Annotated in this window: 15 protein-coding genes; 7 read left to right on the forward strand and 8 right to left on the reverse strand. The window is 72.0% G+C overall.

From position 1 onward, the window contains the following. The first annotated feature begins 166 nt into the window (after positions 1-166). Positions 167-388, forward strand: coding sequence for a hypothetical protein (locus ACX80K_RS14060; RefSeq protein WP_459272515.1), 222 nt, complete (start codon positions 167-169; stop codon positions 386-388). Next, positions 385-567 carry a hypothetical protein gene (locus ACX80K_RS14065; protein ID WP_459272516.1) on the forward strand — a complete coding sequence of 61 codons (183 nt, stop codon included), beginning with the start codon at positions 385-387 and terminating at the stop codon, positions 565-567. Before ACX80K_RS14060 ends, ACX80K_RS14065 begins: the two co-directional genes overlap by 4 nt. A 210-nt stretch (positions 568-777) precedes the next feature. Here the strand turns inward: ACX80K_RS14065 and ACX80K_RS14070 are convergent, their stop codons facing one another. Continuing rightward, on the reverse strand, positions 778-1,545 hold the full coding sequence (locus tag ACX80K_RS14070) for a type 1 glutamine amidotransferase domain-containing protein (RefSeq protein ID WP_459272517.1): 768 nt from the start codon (positions 1,543-1,545) through the stop codon (positions 778-780). Between the two features lie 172 nt (positions 1,546-1,717). Here ACX80K_RS14070 and ACX80K_RS14075 point away from each other — a divergent pair, with 172 nt between their 5' ends. Beyond that, on the forward strand, positions 1,718-1,921 hold the full coding sequence (locus ACX80K_RS14075) for a hypothetical protein (protein WP_459272518.1): 204 nt from the start codon (positions 1,718-1,720) through the stop codon (positions 1,919-1,921). Positions 1,922-1,945: 24 nt separating this feature from the next. Here ACX80K_RS14075 and ACX80K_RS14080 read toward each other — a convergent pair whose 3' ends face one another. From ACX80K_RS14080 to ACX80K_RS14105, 6 genes are read right to left on the reverse strand one after another with little or no spacing between them, the layout of a single operon-like run. After that, complete coding sequence (locus ACX80K_RS14080; RefSeq protein ID WP_459272519.1) at positions 1,946-2,821, reverse strand: phosphodiesterase; 876 nt, start codon at positions 2,819-2,821, stop codon at positions 1,946-1,948. 38 nt (positions 2,822-2,859) lie between these two features. Next, positions 2,860-3,996 (reverse strand): glycosyltransferase, encoded by a 1,137-nt coding sequence (locus tag ACX80K_RS14085; protein ID WP_459272520.1) that lies wholly within the window; start codon positions 3,994-3,996, stop codon positions 2,860-2,862. Continuing rightward, positions 3,986-5,326 carry a family 1 glycosylhydrolase gene (locus ACX80K_RS14090; RefSeq protein ID WP_459272521.1) on the reverse strand — a complete coding sequence of 447 codons (1,341 nt, stop codon included), beginning with the start codon at positions 5,324-5,326 and terminating at the stop codon, positions 3,986-3,988. Before ACX80K_RS14090 ends, ACX80K_RS14085 begins: the two co-directional genes overlap by 11 nt. Continuing rightward, the gene (locus ACX80K_RS14095) at positions 5,323-5,562 is read right to left on the reverse strand and encodes a hypothetical protein (protein WP_459272522.1); all 240 of its coding nucleotides are present in this window, start codon (positions 5,560-5,562) and stop codon (positions 5,323-5,325) included. Before ACX80K_RS14095 ends, ACX80K_RS14090 begins: the two co-directional genes overlap by 4 nt. After that, positions 5,559-7,091, reverse strand: coding sequence for a methyltransferase domain-containing protein (locus ACX80K_RS14100; protein ID WP_459272523.1), 1,533 nt, complete (start codon positions 7,089-7,091; stop codon positions 5,559-5,561). The genes ACX80K_RS14095 and ACX80K_RS14100 overlap by 4 nt, the downstream gene beginning before the upstream one ends. Beyond that, positions 7,088-8,551 carry an SDR family NAD(P)-dependent oxidoreductase gene (locus tag ACX80K_RS14105; RefSeq protein WP_459272524.1) on the reverse strand — a complete coding sequence of 488 codons (1,464 nt, stop codon included), beginning with the start codon at positions 8,549-8,551 and terminating at the stop codon, positions 7,088-7,090. The genes ACX80K_RS14100 and ACX80K_RS14105 overlap by 4 nt, the downstream gene beginning before the upstream one ends. Positions 8,552-8,831: 280 nt before the next feature. Here ACX80K_RS14105 and ACX80K_RS14110 point away from each other — a divergent pair, with 280 nt between their 5' ends. Together ACX80K_RS14110 and ACX80K_RS14115 are read left to right on the forward strand one after the other, a co-directional pair. Further along, positions 8,832-9,287 (forward strand): 23S rRNA (pseudouridine(1915)-N(3))-methyltransferase RlmH, encoded by a 456-nt coding sequence (locus ACX80K_RS14110; protein ID WP_459272525.1) that lies wholly within the window; start codon positions 8,832-8,834, stop codon positions 9,285-9,287. 95 nt (positions 9,288-9,382) lie between these two features. Then, positions 9,383-10,132, forward strand: coding sequence for a DUF4232 domain-containing protein (locus ACX80K_RS14115; protein ID WP_459272526.1), 750 nt, complete (start codon positions 9,383-9,385; stop codon positions 10,130-10,132). 34 nt (positions 10,133-10,166) lie between these two features. On the opposite strand, the gene ACX80K_RS14120 is transcribed toward ACX80K_RS14115, so the two are convergent. After that, positions 10,167-10,736 (reverse strand): hypothetical protein, encoded by a 570-nt coding sequence (locus tag ACX80K_RS14120; protein ID WP_459272527.1) that lies wholly within the window; start codon positions 10,734-10,736, stop codon positions 10,167-10,169. 79 nt (positions 10,737-10,815) lie between these two features. Between ACX80K_RS14120 and ACX80K_RS14125 the strand changes: the two genes are divergently transcribed. Together ACX80K_RS14125 and ACX80K_RS14130 are read left to right on the forward strand one after the other, a co-directional pair. Beyond that, complete coding sequence (locus ACX80K_RS14125) at positions 10,816-15,831, forward strand: Lhr family ATP-dependent helicase (protein ID WP_459272528.1); 5,016 nt, start codon at positions 10,816-10,818, stop codon at positions 15,829-15,831. Then, positions 15,824-16,642 (forward strand): DNA-formamidopyrimidine glycosylase family protein, encoded by an 819-nt coding sequence (locus ACX80K_RS14130; RefSeq protein WP_459272529.1) that lies wholly within the window; start codon positions 15,824-15,826, stop codon positions 16,640-16,642. Before ACX80K_RS14125 ends, ACX80K_RS14130 begins: the two co-directional genes overlap by 8 nt. Positions 16,643-16,678 lie beyond the last annotated feature (36 nt).

The following is a 16,678-nucleotide window of genomic DNA, read 5'->3' on the forward strand; positions in this document are numbered from 1 at the left end:
ACCACGCCTTAACTGTGGGGTCAAGAGCGCTGTGTCGGGCTGGATTATTCCAGGTGCTGACCATTGAAGAGGGTGTGCCAGGAACAGGGTCAAGGGCCCAGGAGGAGCGGTACGTCACACCGCTCGGCGAGGGGCTGCACGGCTCCCTCGTCGCTCACGACGGCGAGTGCACCTCCGCCATCCTGACGGTCCGCTGCAGCAGGCCGACGACGTGCCGGTCGCCGTGGCGACGGGAACGCGGTTCCTGCTGCTCGCAGGACAGGTGGGAGTGACGCCCGCCGGCATACCGACCGCAGAGGATCCGACGGGCCAGGTCCACTCCGCGCTGCGCAATGTCGCGACGGGCGTGAGGGGCGCAGGGGCCACGTCGGGGACATCGCCCGATTGACCCTCCACGTCGTCGGCTGGACGCCGGACACTGCTGACGACCTCCGGGCGGGTAGTGCGCGCGCCCAGGCGTCCGAAGGCTTCACCTCGCCGTTGCCGCCCATCACGGTCATCGGGGTCCAGGCGCTCCGGGTCCCCGCCCTCCTCGTCGAGACAGAGGCCACGGCTGTCCTGAGCTGATCGGACCCCGCCCGGGGATCCCCTCCCGGGCACAGCGGAAGGCCCCGGTTCCCTCTGCTTCCAGGGGAACCGGAGCCTTCCAGGGGAACACCCCGGCCGATCTCACTCAGGCCCCGAGGGCGGTCCGCCCCTCCGGCTCAACCGGAGCATGAACCCTCGTCGGGGAGCCGCGGAGCGAACGCCGCGGCTCCCCGACGAATCCGTCCGGGCTCAGCCCTCGTCGCTCGTCGCGGCAGCCTTGATCGCATCCTTCTCGGCGCGCAGGGCCTCGGTCTCGTGCTGTTCCTCGGCCTTCTCCTGATGGATGACCACCGCGAAGAGTTTCTCCATCTCCTTGGCCACGCCCGCTGCCGAGGCCGGGTTCTGGCCGGTCACGAGCCGATCGTCGACGACGACCTTCTCCTCGAAGACACCGGCGGAGACGTGCGTCGCGCCCTGTTCCTCGAGTCGGTCCGCCAGGAAGAAGGGGATGACCTTGTCCTTTCCTGCGGCGACCTCCTCGTCATTGGTGAAAGCTGCCACCTTGCGGCCCTCGACGAGGCGGAACCCGTTGTCCAGTTCCACGTTCACCAGCCCGGCGGGTCCGTGGCAGACCGCGCCCACGAGGCCGCCTGCGTTGTAGACGCCTGCCACGAGCTTCTGCAGTCCCTCGCTGTCCGGGAAGTCCCACATGGTGCCGTGGCCACCCACGAGGTAGACGGCGTCGTACTGGGCGGGATCGATGACGTCCACGCGGGCAGTGTTGTAGAGACCGGCGCGCGTGGTCTCGTCCTCCGTGAAGGCGACCTGCACGGGATCTGCCGTGTCCACCTCGTCGCGCGGGGGCTGGCCGCCCTGGATGGAGGCGAAGTCGACGAAGTGCCCGGAGTCCTTGAACACCTTCCAGGGGTGGGCGGCCTCGGCCACGTTGTAGCCGGTCTTCTCCCCCGTGTCGCCGATCTCGGAAACGCTGGTCAGAACCATGAGGATTTTCTTCATGAAGTGCTCCTTTCGTCAGCCTTCCACCCTACGCCCGGGCACCGGCACTCGGGCCGTCGTCCATGTGAAGCGGAGGTCCTGGGCTTGAGCCCCGCTCATCCCCGTGTGGGCCGGTGGCCCGGACGGATCGAACCCGCTCTACGCCAGTCCGGCATCGGGCAGGCCGTCGCTCATGTTCGCCGCGGTTGCAGGCGGCGAGGATGGGGTGCGGTTCCCCGACGGGTGCGGCGGGGCGCTCGCCGTCGACAGTTCGGGGCTCACGGTCACGGCTCTGCAAATCAGGCCGCAGTGCACGGTACGCGCCACCGTCGGGAACATCCCCGAGCTGCAGTCCCCGAGCTTCGGCATCACGTCCCGCGAGGACGCGGACCGCTGAACCCGGCCGGTCGGTGCCGCCCGCTCAGCGCCGCGTCCGGGCGTTACCCTCGGCCGCCGCCAGGCGCCGTCGGGCCTCCTCCGGCGCGATGTACTCCCCCACCGTCGGGTAGGACCCGATGGTCACCACCGACGTCACGACCGTGTGCGGGTACACGTGGACGAGGTTGAAGCTCTGCGCCCCGTCGTGCCCCCGGATGCCGCCCGCCGGCACGTTGAGGTCCTGGGTGTAACAGGTGGACGAGGCGACGGACACCGGGATCCCGGCGAACAGCGACGACGACGGGAAGTGCACGTGGCCGCCGAGGATCAGACGGATGTCCGAACCCGCCACGACCTCCGCGAGCCGGTCCTGCCGCCGCAGCTCGGTGAGCACCGCGAGGTCCTGCACCATCGGGATGGGCGGGTGGTGCAGGGCGAGGATGCTGCCCTCGGGCGCGGGCCGGGACAGTTCGTCCTCCAGCCAGGCGAGCTGGGCGTCGTCGAGCTCGCCGTGGTGGTACCCCGGCACCGACGTGTCGAGCGCGATGACGCGCAGCCCGCCCAGCAGGTAGCTCCGGTAGAGCGGGGTGTCCTCCGGCGGTTCGCCGAGCAGCGCCGCGCGGAAGGCCGACCGCTTGTCGTGGTTGCCCGTCAGCCAGATCACCGGGGCGCCCAGCCGGTCGGCGAAGGGCTCGACGAGGTCGCGCAGCACCGCGTAGGCGTCGGGGTCGCCCTTGTCCGCGAGGTCGCCCGTGAACACGAGCGCGTCCGGGCGCACACCCGACCGTCCGACCTCCGCCAGGAGCTGGGCGAGCCGTTCCCGGCCGTCCACGCCCCCGTACAGCGGCCCGTGGGCCACGAAGTGGGTGTCGCTGAAATGGAGCAGGAGATGGTCGGCGGGAGGATGCTCGCGGGACACCGGAGCATCCTCCCGCCTGTCAGGGGTCGGCATGGGTGCTAGGCGGTCGCCTCGGCGGCGACGCGCTCCGGCGCCGACCGCTCCTGGTCGAACACGGTCCTGTCCATGAGCTCGGCGATCCTGTCCCAGTCATGGCGCCTGAGCAGCTTGCGCAGCTCGGGCGACGGCGGTTCGCCGGCCCGGCCCCTCAGCGCCTCGCAGGCGGCGGCGAAGCCGTCGGCGTCGTCCTGCAGCTCGATGACGCCGGGGAAGTCCGCGACGACGTCGGGCACACGCGTGGAGACCACGGGCAGCCGGGACGCCAGGTATTCGAGCGTCTTCGTGGGGCTGATGGACTTCGTGGCCTCGTTGAGGGCGAACGGCATGAGGGCGACGTCGAACTCGGCCATGTGCCCCGGCAGGTCCTTGTAGTCCTGCTGGCCGTAGTAGGTGATGTTGGGTGCCTGCGGGAGGTCCGATTCCTCGATCTTGCAGAGAGGGCCGATCATCCGGATCTCCCACTCGGGCAGGCGCTCGGCGAGGCCCGCGACGAGGTCGAGGTCGAGCCGCTCGTCCAGCACGCCGACGTAGCCGGCGACCGGATTGCTGCGATCGGGATCCGCTGCCCGCGCCGCTGCCGCGTAGTGCTCCACGGACACGCCGCTGGGCACCAGGTGGGCGTCCTCCCGGCCCTGCTTGACGACCGACCGGTGCAGCGAGCGGCCGCCGGCGAAGACGACGTCGGCCCTCTTCAGCGCCTGGCGCTGCCGCACGAGCAGTTCGGGGGCCGCGTTCCTGAACGCCGCGAGGTCGTCCATGACATCGAACACGAGCGTGGTCGGTTCGAGGGCGAGGGCGGCCTCCAGCACCAGGGGCGTGTAGATCCACACGACGCGGTCACCCGTGGGCGGGCCGAGGAGCTGGGGCAGCTGCGCCACGTAGTCGGGCATGACCTCGTCGAAGAAGCCCACGTGCCGGCCCTGCTCCGGTATCTCCAGGTAGACGCGCGTCAGGCCGTCGATGTCCGTGGTCCCCAGCCGGTTCTCCGTCAGTTCGACGTCCGGCGGGGTGAGGGGTTCCTCGACGAACCAGGTCTTGCGTCCCGGCGCCCGGTTCAGGCGGGAGACGAGCTGCTGAGGCCGCTGCCAGACCCATTCCCACCGCAGGTGGGACAAGACGATGAGTTCACTTTGCATCGACGATCCTCAATTCCATTCGTGTTGTCGTTCGGGGAAGACGTGAGCCGAGATCGGTCCCGGGGGGCTGTTGCCAGTCCCAGTGGGACATCTGCTGTCGGTAACCCTGCAGCCAGGTGGCCACAGGTTCACCGAGGAGGTAGGCGGGGAGCTCGACGGAGCGCACTCCCCCGGCCGCGAGCGCGTACGACGTCGACATCACCGAGTCGCGCCGCTCGAGGTCCTCGTCGAGCCAGTACACGCCGACCGGGTCCACGTGGCCCTCGCATCGGAAGAGCAGCGAGTTCCAGTCCGTGGAGTCGACGACGGGGAACCAGCACACGCCCTCGAGGGCGACGCCGCGTGCCTGGGCCTCCTCGCACTGCTCGAGCACGTACTTGAGCCAGGTGGCCCGGTCCGAGGTGCGGCCGCGGACGTTGGTCTCGGTGAGCATGCACGGCAGGGCGTAGCGCTCCCAGTACTGCTCGATCTGGTCGGCCAGCGGCAGCGGGGTGGGGGTGGGCGCCGTCCCTCCCGCCACCGAGAAGTTCCACTGGCAGTGCGCGTAGTAGTCGAGGCCCAACACGTCGACCGTCCCGGCGGGCAGGGCGAGCAGGCGCTCACCGCCGACGGAGGCGAGGTCGCGTCCGAGCTGGCTGTCGACGTCGTAGCCCCGGCCCAGGAAGGCGTCGAGGGCGAGGAAGCGGCGGTCGTTGGCCATGTCCGCGTACCGCCGCCCGGATTCGTCGGAGCCCGTGTGGAACTCGCAGGTGTCCACCCAGACGTGCCGGGCGTCGGGCAGCAGTTCGCGGTAGAGGTTGCCGGCCGCGGCGACGGCCGGGAGCACGTTGACGAGGAGGTCCACGAACCCCTGCAGCCCGGAGTGGTACGGAGGCCAGATGGCCTCGTGGCCGCACAGGAAGAGCGTGGCGAACGGCTCGTTGAAGAGCGTGTACTCCTCGACCCAGGGGTAGCGGCGGGCGAAGGCCTCCGCGTAGCGGAGGTACACCTCGCCGAAGCGGGCGTCGGCGAAGCCGTCGGTCAGCCAGCGGGGGTAGCTCGTGTGGTGCACGAGGTCGATGATGGGGCGGAAGCCGTGCTCGTGCAGGTAGCCGAGCACCTCGTCCGTGGCGGACCAGTCGAAGACGCCCTCGGCCTCCTCGATGCGGTGCCACCGGACGGGGTAGCGCAGGCGCGTGATGCCCGATCTCGACAGCAGGTCCAGGTCCTCGCGCCAGCGGGTGTCGTGCTCCGTGGTCTCGAAGATGTCCCGGTCGTGCGCAGGCATGAAGGTGCTCTCGAAGCCCCCGATGATCTGCAGCGGCGGCTTCTCCCCGCCCTGGGGGCTCACGGTGCGCCCTCCGACGGGGTACGGCGAGCGCCGAGTTCCTCGTAGACGATGTCGAGCAGCTCGGCCGCGCGCAGGTTCAGGCGGCGCGACTCGTCGAGTTCGCCGTCGAGCCGGACGACGTCCGCCCGCAGTTGCTCCACTTCGGCACGGAGCGCCAGGAACTGCTCCGCGAGCCCTTCCGGTCCCGCGGACTGCAGCTCCACGTCCCGGGCCGCGGTCTGGGTCGTGTCTGTCATGCCCTCTCCCTCCTCACGAGCACGCGCCGGCTCGTCGCCGCACCTGCTCCGTCGTCGTCCTGCTCCTCGGCACTCAGCGAGTACCGGCGCAGCTGTTCTCGGAACCTCGTCCAGTCCACGGGCCCGTATTCGACCCAGCTCCCCGACCCCTCCGTACCGGCCACCCCGACCTCGAGGAACGCGGTGCTCCCGGGCGCCGCCAGCAGATGCTTGAGAAGCATCAGCGTGGTGTCCCAGCCGAGCGGGGTGAGCGCGTTGAAGAGGTGGTTGGCGTGGACGTGCACCGTCGTGTCGAGCTCCGCGCACCGCTTCCGCAGGTGCAGCGCGTGGCGGGCCATGGCCAGGTTCGCCCGTTCGAAGGTCACGGCGCCGTCGTGCGCGAGGTGCTCCTTCGCCCAGGCGAGCGCCGGCCGGCTGTAGTCGACGGCGAGGACCCGGTGGCCGCGGTCGGCCAGGTAGCGGGCGTCCGCGCCGAGGCCGCACCCGAGGTCCAGCACGGTCGACGATGCCGGCAGCTGCTCCGCGGCGGCGACGGCGAGGCCCGACGGCACCCGGCCGGGGCCCGCCTCGATCTCGGCGCGGTGGTGGTCCTCCCAGTTCTCGCGGTCGATGTCGAAGTGGTTGAGCCACCAGTAGTACCGGCGGAACGCGGCGGGCGGCGTGAGGAAGGCGAACGTCGGGTCGGGCACCTCCCAGGAGGGGCCGTAGATCGCGGCGAGGAGCTGCGCGGGCTCGGCGGGGCCCGGCAGCAGCCGGCCGTTCACGGACAGCGGCTTCAGCGGGTGGATGGTGACCGTCTCCGCCGGCTCGCGGGCGTGGAAGGTCCCGTAGAACCAGCCGTCGCACTCGAAGTAGGTGAAGATGTCGAGGTAGAAACGGTCGGACACCGTGCCGCCGGGGAACATCAGCTGCAGGTGGCCGCTCGAGTGACGCACCGTCTCGTACCCCTGCTCCGCGAGCGTCCGTTCGATGCGGAAGCTCTCGAGGACGACGTCGGACGGGTTGGTGGCGGTGCTGAGGTACGCGAGATCGGCGTCGTCGTCGTGCGGGAGGATGCGCCCGTTGCGGACGGGTCCGAGGAGCGTGCCGCCCGTGACGAACAGGTCGATGCCGACGGTCCGGTGCAGCACCTCGATGAGGCGCTCGGCCTCGTCGAGGACCTGCTCGATCAGCACGGCGTCCCGGCCCTCGAAGGACCGGGCGATGCGCCCCCACTTGTTGACGACCTGGGGGATCCCGGTGCCGGGCTCGTTCAGGCCGAAGTCCGACGGGTCGTCGTCGAAGGCCACGGTCGCCGCGGCGACCTCACGGCCCGCGTGCTCCACCGCGAGTCGCGCCCGGCCCGTGAGGCGTTCGGCGAGGGAGGGCGGCCACGGCAGGGTGAGGGCGCCGTCGTCGCCCGGTTCCGGCGCACGGACGGTCCAGATGCGGCGGCCGCCGAGCAGGACGGAGAAGGCATCCCCCGAGGGGATGCGGGCATCGGGGATCACCAGCCGCCGTGCGTCGGCTGTGAGGGGCCCCGCCCTCACCGGACGCTTTCGAACTGGGTGGGCAGCGGATCGACGTGCAGCAGGCGGACGTCGAACACCTGCCCCGTGATGTCGGAGGCGAGGACCGAGGCGCAGACGCGGGCGACGTCCCCGGCCTGCACGAGGGTGGTCTCGTCCTCGCGGCCGAACGCCTTCTCGCGCATGGGCGTCGCCGTGCGGCTCGGGCTGATGCAGTTGACCCGGATGGCGTCGCTGCTCCATTCGTCGGCGAGCGCCTGGGTCAGGTTGACGAGCGCCGCCTTCGTGGCCGAGTACACCGTGTACTGGGCGCGGCCGCGGGTGTAGGAGCTGGACGAGAACAGCAGCAGCGAGCCCCGGGAGGACGCCAGGTAGGAGTGGGACTCCTGCGCGACGACGAACGCGGCCATGAGGTTGACGCCGACGTCGTGCTGGAGCTGCTCGTCGCTGAGGTCCACGAGGTCGCCGATGGTCAGGACGCCCGCGGTGAGCACCACATGGTCGATCCGCCCGTACTCGGCCGCGGCACCGGCCAGGGCGCGCGAGACGGAGTCGCGGTCCTCCACGAAGGTGCCGCTGCCGGTCCTGCTGTGGGAGACGACATGCGCGCCCTCGTCCTCGAGCTGCCGTCCGAGTTCGCCGCCGATGCCGGAGCTGCCGCCGAACACGACGACGACGGCGCCGCGGAGCGAGGACGCGGCGAACGGCACCGGGTCGGAGTGCTGGTGCTTGAGCTGGAACAGCTTGTCGGCCAGGTGGATGTCGATGGGGTGCGTGATCTTGATGTTGGCCTCGTGGCCCGGCACCACGATGATCGGGACGTCCGGGCTGTACTTCAGGACCACCGAGCAGTCGTCCGTCGCGGCGAAGTCCGGATCGGCGTGCGCGTGCCCGTAGGCCTCCATCAGGGTGTCCCACCGGAAGGCCTGCGGCGTCTGGCCGCGGCGGAGGGACGCCCGCGGCGGGACGGCGCGGATGATGTCGTGCTCGTCCACCTCGATGATGGTGTCCGCGGAGGGGATGCCGGTGTCGACGGCGTCGTAGGTGTCCAGGGCATCGACGCAGGCCCGGATGATGGAGGGGTCCACGAGCGGACGGACGGCGTCGTGGAAGACCACCTTGGAACCCGGGGTCGCGATCTCGCGCAGCGCGAGGTACGAGGTCTCGTTGCGGTCGCGCCCGCCGGGCAGCAGTCCCGAGAGCTTGGGGAAACGGTCGCTCGTCACGAGGCGCTCGGCGCGGTCCATGGTCCCCGGGTCCATCATCACGATGATCTCGTCGATGAAGGGGCACTGCTGGAAGATGTCGACGGTGTGCTCGAGGCTCGTGCGGCCCGCCACGGGGACGAGCTGCTTGGGGATCTCGAGGCCCATGCGCGTGCCGATGCCACCGGCGAGGATGACGCCGACGGTTCGTCGTCGGGGGCGTGCCTCATTGCCCGCTGTGCTCGGTGCGTCCATTCGGTCGGTGATGGTCGACATTGCCGCCTCCTTCGTACGATTCGTGGTTCTTCGGGGGATTCCGTCAGCGTACTGATGGTTTCCGGGGGCCGGGCAGGAAAACTTCGGCCGGCGAACTCCTTGTGCAAGCGCTTGTTCTTTGCCTCGTGTTCGTCCGGCGTTCACCTGGACGGGGCCTTTCACGGGCTTTCCCGGGCCCTCCCCGTGCCTTTCTCCCGGCCTTCCCGTACCTTCCTCCCGCACTGGCCTCCTGGCCCGCCGCTACCGCGCCGGCCCTGCCGCGGGACGATAACCTGAGGCCATGGCAATCCGGGTGCTCGCTGTGGGCCGCAAGCACGAGGGCTGGGTGTCCGACGGCATAGAGCGCTACGGGAAACGCCTGAAGAAGCCGTTCGACCTCTCCTGGCAGCTCATCAACCACTCGGCGCGTGAGCACGACGCCGCCCGCCGCGAAGAGTCCGAGCGGCTGCTCGCCCGGCTCGGCACCGACTACGTGATCCTCCTCGACGAGCGCGGACGGGCCATCGATTCGCCCACGCTCTCCCGCACCCTCCTGGGACCGCTCGAGGCTTCGCGCAGCGTCACCGTGATCATCGGCGGCGCCTACGGCGTGGACCCCCGGGTGCACCAGCGCGCCGACTTCGTCTGGTCCCTCTCGCCGCTGGTCTTCCCCCACCAGCTCGTCCGCCTCATCCTCACCGAGCAGGTGTACCGCGCCCAGGAGATCGCCGGCGGGCGCGCGTACCACCACGAGTAGGGCCGGGCCCGCAGAGGACGACGGCGCAGGTAACGATCGCGGTACGGCCGTGCCCACCTACTGGCGCTCCGGGATCGCGGACGTAGGGTGAGGGCATGACAAGTCTGCTGGGGAGCAAGCGTTGGACCATGGCCGCTGCGGCTGCCGGAACACTACTGGCCGTGAGCGGCTGCACGTCGTCCGGGACCGATGCCGGAGGGGCTGCACCGTCGTCCGCGGCCCCGTCCGCAGCCCCGTCCGCTTCGGCGTCGGAGGCCCCGTCCGCATCGGCGTCGGCAGCTCCATCCGCTTCGGAGTCGGCTCCGGCCGCTCCGTCGGCGGCTCCGTCCGCGGCTCCGTCCGCTTCCGCATCGCCCTCGGCGTCGACGGCTCCGACGGCGGACGCGCCCTCGCCCACCGCTTCGGCCGCGCCGCCCGCCGCGATCGGCACCTGCACGGCAGCGCAGCTGACCGGGAGCATCCAGGAGCAGCCCGGCGGCGGCGCCGCGGGCAGCATCTACCGCACGCTCGTGCTGACCAACGCCTCCGGGCAGGAGTGCACGGTGGACGGCTTCCCGGGGGTGTCCTACGTGGACGTGGCCGGAGCCCAGATCGGGGCACCCGCTGACCGCGACGGCTCGGCGTCGACCCTCGTGTCCCTCGCCCCGGGCGCCTCGACGACCACGACCCTGCGGCAGACCAACGCGCAGAACTACGGCGCGGAGTGCCTCCTCGTCCCGGCTGTCGGGCTGCGCGTGTACCCGCCCGGAGCCACCGACTCGCTCGTCCTGCCGCAGGAGATCCCGGCCTGCTCCGCGGCCTCCGTGGTGCTGATGACCGTCGGGACGCTGCAGCCCGCGTCCTAGCGGCCCGTCGGAGCGGATCCGGCGAGCGACCCGCTCAAGCGGCCCGCCCCGACGACCCGACCCGGCGGCCGGTGCTGCCGGCTGCAGCGACGGCCGGGCTCGACCCCAGCAGCCGGAGCCGCCAGGCGGCGAACACGAGCAGGGCGGCGGTGGCCAGCGTGAGCACCAGGGTCAGCCACGGCCGCTTCGCGGCGACGGCGACACCGCCCAGCAGTGCGGTCCCCGCCCCGGCGGTGACCAGGACGCGGCCCCGCTCGAGGTGTCCGTACACCGCGAGGCCGATCCCCAGCACCACCCAGGCTCCGAGCCCCCGGAAGGCCTCCACGGCCCCGCCCAGGAGCGCCCCGAGTTCGACGACGACGGCGAGCACCAGGTAGGAGCCCGCCGTGGCATTCATCGCGGGCGGATGGCGGACGAGCCACGGCGTGGTCAGCACGACGAGGACGAGCGTGCCCGCGAGGAAGTAGACGGCCATGCGGCCCGTGTCGCCGTCGAAGGCGAGCCCCGCCGCCCCGCCGCCGAGGAAGAGGGACCCCACGCCCGCCACGGGCAGCCAGTTGTTGGACACGTGCCCGCGCCGGGGATCCGGCGCCGCGGCTGTCATGACCGCTCCTCCCCGGCCGCACGGCGCAGCCCTCCCTGAAACCTACTCCCCGACGGCCCGTCGCGGGAGCAGGCCTGCGGTGCGGCGGCCTCCTCCGAGTGTCGGTGGGCTGGGGCATGATGAGGAGGTGACGCAGGTACTGACGAGGTTCACCCCGGCCACGCACGAGTGGTTCGCCGGGGCCTTCTCCGAGCCCACGCCCGCCCAGGAGGGCGCCTGGGCCGCCATCTCCGCAGGGTCGAACGCCCTCGTCGTCGCACCCACCGGCTCGGGCAAGACGCTCGCGGCCTTCCTCTGGGCGCTGGACCGGCTGATCGCCTCGGGTGAGGGCGGCGGTGATCCCGAGCCCGACGCTCCGGCGCCGGCCAAGGGCCGGAAGGCCCCGGCGAAACCGAAGCGCAGCACCCGCGTGCTCTACATCTCACCCCTGAAGGCCCTCGGCGTCGACGTCGAGCGGAACCTGCGGGCCCCGCTCATCGGGATCACGCAGACGGCCAAGCGCCTCGGACTGCCCGCGCCCAGCATCACCGTCGGCGTCCGGTCCGGCGACACCCCGCAGGCCGAGCGGCGCGCGATGCTCACGCGGCCGCCGGACATCCTCATCACCACGCCCGAGTCGCTGTTCCTCATGCTGACCTCGAAGGCGCGGGAGACCCTGATGGAGGTGGACACCGTCATCATCGACGAGGTCCACGCCGTCGCGGGCACCAAGCGCGGCGCGCACCTCGCGGTGTCCCTGGCCCGCCTCGACGCACTGCTGGACAAGCCCGTGCAGCGCATCGGCCTCTCCGCCACGGTGGAGCCCAAGGAGACGGTGGCCCGCTTCCTGTCCGGGAACGCGCCCGTGGAGATCGTCGCGCCGCCGTCGAAGAAGCAGTGGGACCTCACCGTCACCGTGCCCGTCGAGGACATGACGGAACTCGGCGGGGCGGCAGCCAACACCGACGACGACGGCGACGCCGTGCCGCAGGCGAGCATCTGGCCGCACGTCGAGGAGAAGATCGTCGACCTCATCGAGCAGAACCGCGCCACGATCGTGTTCGCGAACTCGCGGCGGCTCGCCGAACGCCTGACCGCACGCCTCAACGAGATCCATGCGGAACGCCGCGAGCGCGACGCCGTGTGGGCCGCGGGCGGCGACCCGGCCGCCGTCGAGCCCGCCGCGCCGTCGTTCGCGCACACCACGGCGACCCCGGCCCAGATGATGGCGCAGGCGGGGCAGAGCAACGGTGCCGAGCCGCTCCTCGCCCGCGCCCACCACGGGTCGGTGTCGAAGGACCAGCGCGCGCTCATCGAGGACGACCTCAAGTCGGGGCGCCTGCGCTGCGTGGTGGCGACGAGTTCGCTCGAGCTCGGCATCGACATGGGCGCGGTGGACCTCGTGGTGCAGGTCGAGTCCCCGCACTCGGTGGCGAGCGGCCTGCAGCGCGTGGGCCGCGCCGGCCACCAGGTGGGCGAGGTCTCGCAGGGCGTCCTGTTCCCCAAGCACCGCGGGGACCTCATCAACACGACGGTCACCGTGGAACGCATGCTCGCCGGGCAGATCGAACCCCTCTACATCCCCACCAACCCGCTGGACATCCTGGCGCAGCAGACCGTCGCCGCCGCGGCGCTCGGCACCATCGACGTCGAGGAGTGGTTCGACGTCGTCCGGGCCTCCGCGCCGTTCGCCACCCTCCCGCGGTCCGCGTTCGACGCGACCCTCGACCTCCTCGCCGGCCTGTACCCGTCCGACGAGTTCGCCGAACTGCGCCCGCGCATCATCTGGGACCGCGTGGAGGGCACCATCACCGGCCGGCCCGGGGCGCAGCGCCTGGCCGTCACGTCCGGCGGCACCATCCCCGACCGCGGGCTCTTCGGGGTGTTCCTCGTCGGGTCCGAGGGCGAGGGGCCGCGCGCGGGCGGGCGCCGCGTCGGCGAGCTCGACGAGGAGATGGTGTACGAGTCGCGCGTGGGCGACGTCTTCGCCCTCGGGGCCACCAGCTGGCGGATCGAGGAGATCACGCACGACCGCGTCCTGGTCTCCCCCGCCTTCGGGCAGCCGGGCAAGCTCCCGTTCTGGAAGGGCGACTCCCTCGGCCGGCCCGTGGAGCTCGGCCGCGCCCTCGGCGCCTTCAACCGGGAGATGTCGGGGTCCACGCCGGAGAAGGCGCAGGAGAGGTGCGAGAGGATCGGCCTCGACGCGTGGGCGTCCGGCAACCTCATCACCTATCTGACGGAGCAGCGCGAGGCCACCGAGGTGGTCCCCAGCGACCGCACGCTCGTCGTCGAGCGGTTCCACGACGAGCTCGGCGACTGGCGCGTGGTGCTGCACAGCCCCTTCGGCATGCCCGTGCACGCGCCCTGGGCGCTCGCCGTCGGAGCCCGGCTCGAGCAGCGCTACGGCATGGACGGCGCCGCGATGGCCTCCGACGACGGCATCGTGCTGCGGGTCCCGCTCATGGAGGACGAACCGCCCGGCGCCGACCTCTTCCTGTTCGACCCCGAGGAGCTCGACGACATCGTCACCGCCGAGGTGGGCGGCTCGGCGCTCTTCGCCTCGCGGTTCCGGGAGTGCGCCGCCCGCGCCCTCCTGCTGCCGCGGCAGAACCCGGGCAAGCGCTCGCCGCTGTGGCAGCAGCGGCAGCGGTCGGCGCAGCTGCTCGACGTCGCCAAGAAGTACCCGACGTTCCCGATCGTCCTCGAGACCGTGCGCGAATGCCTGCAGGACGTCTACGACCTGCCCGCGCTCAAGGAGCTCGCGGCCTCGATCGAGCGCCGGGAGCTGCGCATCGTCGAGGTCACCACGCAGCAGCCCTCGCCCTTCGCACGGTCCATGCTGTTCGGCTACGTGGCGTCCTTCCTCTACGAGGGCGACTCCCCCCTGGCCGAACGCCGGGCGGCGGCGCTCTCCCTCGACCCCACGCTCCTCAACGAATTGCTCGGCCGGGCGGAGCTGCGGGAACTGCTCGACGCGCGGGTCATCGCCGAGACGGAACTCGAACTGCAGCGCCTCCGGCCGGACCGCCTGGCGCGGGGGCTCGAGGGCGTCGCGGACCTCCTGCGCCTGCTCGGACCGCTCACCGTCGAGGAGATCGCCGAGCGGCTCGAGGCCCCCGCGGACGACCGGCCCGCACTCGCGGCCGTCCCCGACCCGTCCGCTGCCGGCACGTCGCCCGTAATCGCATCCGCCGATGTGTCCGCCGACGAGGACCCCTCGGACGAGATGCTGATGGCCGCCGCCCCGGCCCCCGCGCCCGGCCGCGCGTCGGTCGAGATCGTCGCCCGGCACGTCGCAGCCCTGGTGAAGACGAACCGTGCACTGACCGTGCACATCGCCGGCATCGAGCGGATCTCCGCCGTCGAGGACGCCGCACGCCTGCGCGACGCCCTCGGCGTCCCGCTGCCCATGGGCATCCCGCTGGCGTTCATCGAGCCGGTCACCGACCCGCTCGGCGATCTCGTGGGCCGCTACGCCCGCACGCACGGGCCGTTCACCGCGGCCGAGGCCGCGGCCCGCCTGGGTCTCGGCGTCGCCGTCGTCGCCGGCTCCCTGCAGCGTCTCGCCGGCGCCGGGCGCGTGGTGGAGGGCGAGTTCCGCCCCACGGAGTCGGTGCCCGTCCTCGACATCTCGGCGGCCTCGGGTGCCGCGCCCGGGACCATCACCGTCCACCCACCCGCCGCGAGCGAATGGTGCGACGCCGAGGTGCTCCGCCGCCTGCGCCGCCGCTCGCTCGCCGCCCTCCGGCAGGAGGTGGAGCCGGTCGACCCGGCCGCCTACGGCCGGTTCCTGCCCACCTGGCAGCACATCGGCTCCGGCCTGCGCGGACTCGACGGCGTGATCACCGTCATCGACCAGCTCTCGGGTGTACCGATCCCCGCCTCGGCGTGGGAGCCGCTCATCCTGGCGCAGCGCGTGGCGAACTACGCGCCCGCCATGCTCGACGAGCTGACGGCGAGCGGCGAGGTGCTGTGGTCCGGAGCAGGATCGCTCGCCGGCAACGACGGCTGGATCGCCCTGCACCTCGCGGAGAACGCTCCGCTGACGCTGCGGCCGGATCCCGCCTTCGAGCCGAACACCCTCCACACGGCACTGCTCGACCTGCTGGCGGGCGGTGGCGGGTTCTTCCTGCGGCAGCTCACCAACCTGCTCGACGTGCAGGAGGCCACGCCGGACACCGCCGTCGTGACCGCGCTGTGGGACCTCGTCTGGGCGGGCCGGATCAGCAACGACACCTTCACGCCGGTGCGCGCGCTCCTGGCCCACGGCAAGACGGCCCACAAGCAGAAGCCCGTCCCGGCGCGCGCCCGGACGTCACGGGCGGGGCGGCTCGGCCGGGCGCCGGGCAAGTCACTCACCGGGGCCTCGATGCGCCTGGCCGCGGCCACGGACGACGGCGGCAGCTACCAGCGGCCCACCCCTCCCCTGGCGGGCGGCCGGTGGAACATGCTGCCCGGGGTGGAGGCGGAGACGACGCTGCACGCCCATGCCACGGCGGAGCTGCTGCTGGACCGGTACGGGGTGGTCACGCGCGGCGCCGTCGGCCAGGAGGGCATCCCCGGAGGCTTCGGCCTCATGTACAAGGTGCTGGCGCGCCTCGAAGAGATGGGCCGGTGCCGGCGCGGCTACTTCATCGAGCACCTCGGCGCCGCCCAGTTCGCCGTTCCTGCCACGGTGGACCGCCTGCGCACGTTCAGCGCGGACAACCAGCTGCCCACCGCGCAGGACGTCCTCGGCGGCGAAACCCCTCCCCTGAAGGCCGTGGCGCTCGCGGCCACCGATCCCGCCAACCCCTACGGCGCCGCGCTGAGCTGGCCGCAGGCCGACGGCGGCCACCGCGCCGGGCGGAAGGCGGGCGCCCTCGTGGTCCTGGTCGACGGCGCGCTCGCCCTCTACGTGGAGCGCGGCGGGAAGACCCTGCTGACCTTCACCGAGGACGCCGCGGTGCTGCGAGCGGCCGCCCTGGCGCTGGTCACGATCATCCGTCGGGGTGCCGCCGACAAGATGGCCCTCGAGAAGGTGAACGGCGGGGAGATCCTCGACACCGACATCGGCCGCGCCCTCGCCGACGCGGGCTTCCACTCCACGCCGAAGGGGCTGAGGATCCGTGCCTGAGGGGGATACCGTCTGGCGGGCCGCCCGCGAGCTGCACCGCGCCCTCGCCGGGAAGGTCCTCACGCGGTGCGACATCCGCGTCCCCCGCTTCGCCACCGTGGACTTCACCGGGGACACCGTGCAGGAGGCCGTCGCGCGTGGCAAGCACCTGCTCATCCGCGGCGGGGGCGACGACGGCTGGGACATCCACTCGCACCTCAAGATGGAGGGCCTCTGGCACGTCTACGCCCACGGGGAGAAGTGGCGCCGGCCCGCCTTCAAGGCCCGGTGCATCCTGGAGACTGAGGACGCCGTCGTCGTGGGGTTCGAGCTCGGGTTGCTCCGCGTGATCGCGCGCGCCGAGGAGGAGGAGGCCGTCGGGTTCCTCGGACCCGACCTGCTCGGGCCCGACTGGGATCCGGACGAGGCGCTGCGCCGGCTGCTCGACCAGCCCGAGCGGCCCATCGGCCTGGCCCTGCTGGACCAGCGGAACCTCGCAGGAATCGGCAACGTCTACCGGTGCGAGCTGTGCTTCCTGGCCGGCGTCCACCCGCTCACGCCGACCGGCGAGGTGCCGAACCTGCCGCGCATGGTCGAACTGTCGAAGAAGCTCCTCGAGGCGAACAAGGCTCGCAGCACCCGGGCCACCACCGGACAGCTGCGCGGCAACACGCTCTGGGTGTACGGACGGTCGCGGCGGGGGTGCCTGCGGTGCGGGACACCCGTGGCCCTCGAGCAGCTGGGCGACCGGGACACCGAACTGCGCGAGCTCTACTACTGCCCGCACTGCCAGCCGCGATTGGGAACGCCGGCTGGAGCGGCACTACCCTGACCAGGTGGACGGCGACGGGCGGGTGATGCGGTGATG

The sequence above is a fragment of the Arthrobacter sorbitolis genome (assembly GCF_054510995.1).

Bases quoted from the DNA above. Each gene is read 5' to 3' on its own strand.
- ACX80K_RS14105 (WP_459272524.1), bottom strand. From the start codon at position 8,551: ATGTCGACCATCACCGACCGAATGGACGCACCGAGCACAGCGGGCAAT.
- ACX80K_RS14070 (WP_459272517.1), bottom strand. From the start codon at position 1,545: ATGAAGAAAATCCTCATGGTTCTGACCAGCGTTTCCGAGATCGGCGAC.
- ACX80K_RS14095 (WP_459272522.1), bottom strand. From the start codon at position 5,562: ATGACAGACACGACCCAGACCGCGGCCCGGGACGTGGAGCTGCAGTCC.
- ACX80K_RS14110 (WP_459272525.1), top strand. From the start codon at position 8,832: ATGGCAATCCGGGTGCTCGCTGTGGGCCGCAAGCACGAGGGCTGGGTG.
- ACX80K_RS14120 (WP_459272527.1), bottom strand. From the start codon at position 10,736: ATGACAGCCGCGGCGCCGGATCCCCGGCGCGGGCACGTGTCCAACAAC.
- ACX80K_RS14085 (WP_459272520.1), bottom strand. From the start codon at position 3,996: ATGCAAAGTGAACTCATCGTCTTGTCCCACCTGCGGTGGGAATGGGTC.
- ACX80K_RS14115 (WP_459272526.1), top strand. From the start codon at position 9,383: ATGACAAGTCTGCTGGGGAGCAAGCGTTGGACCATGGCCGCTGCGGCT.
- ACX80K_RS14075 (WP_459272518.1), top strand. From the start codon at position 1,718: ATGTTCGCCGCGGTTGCAGGCGGCGAGGATGGGGTGCGGTTCCCCGAC.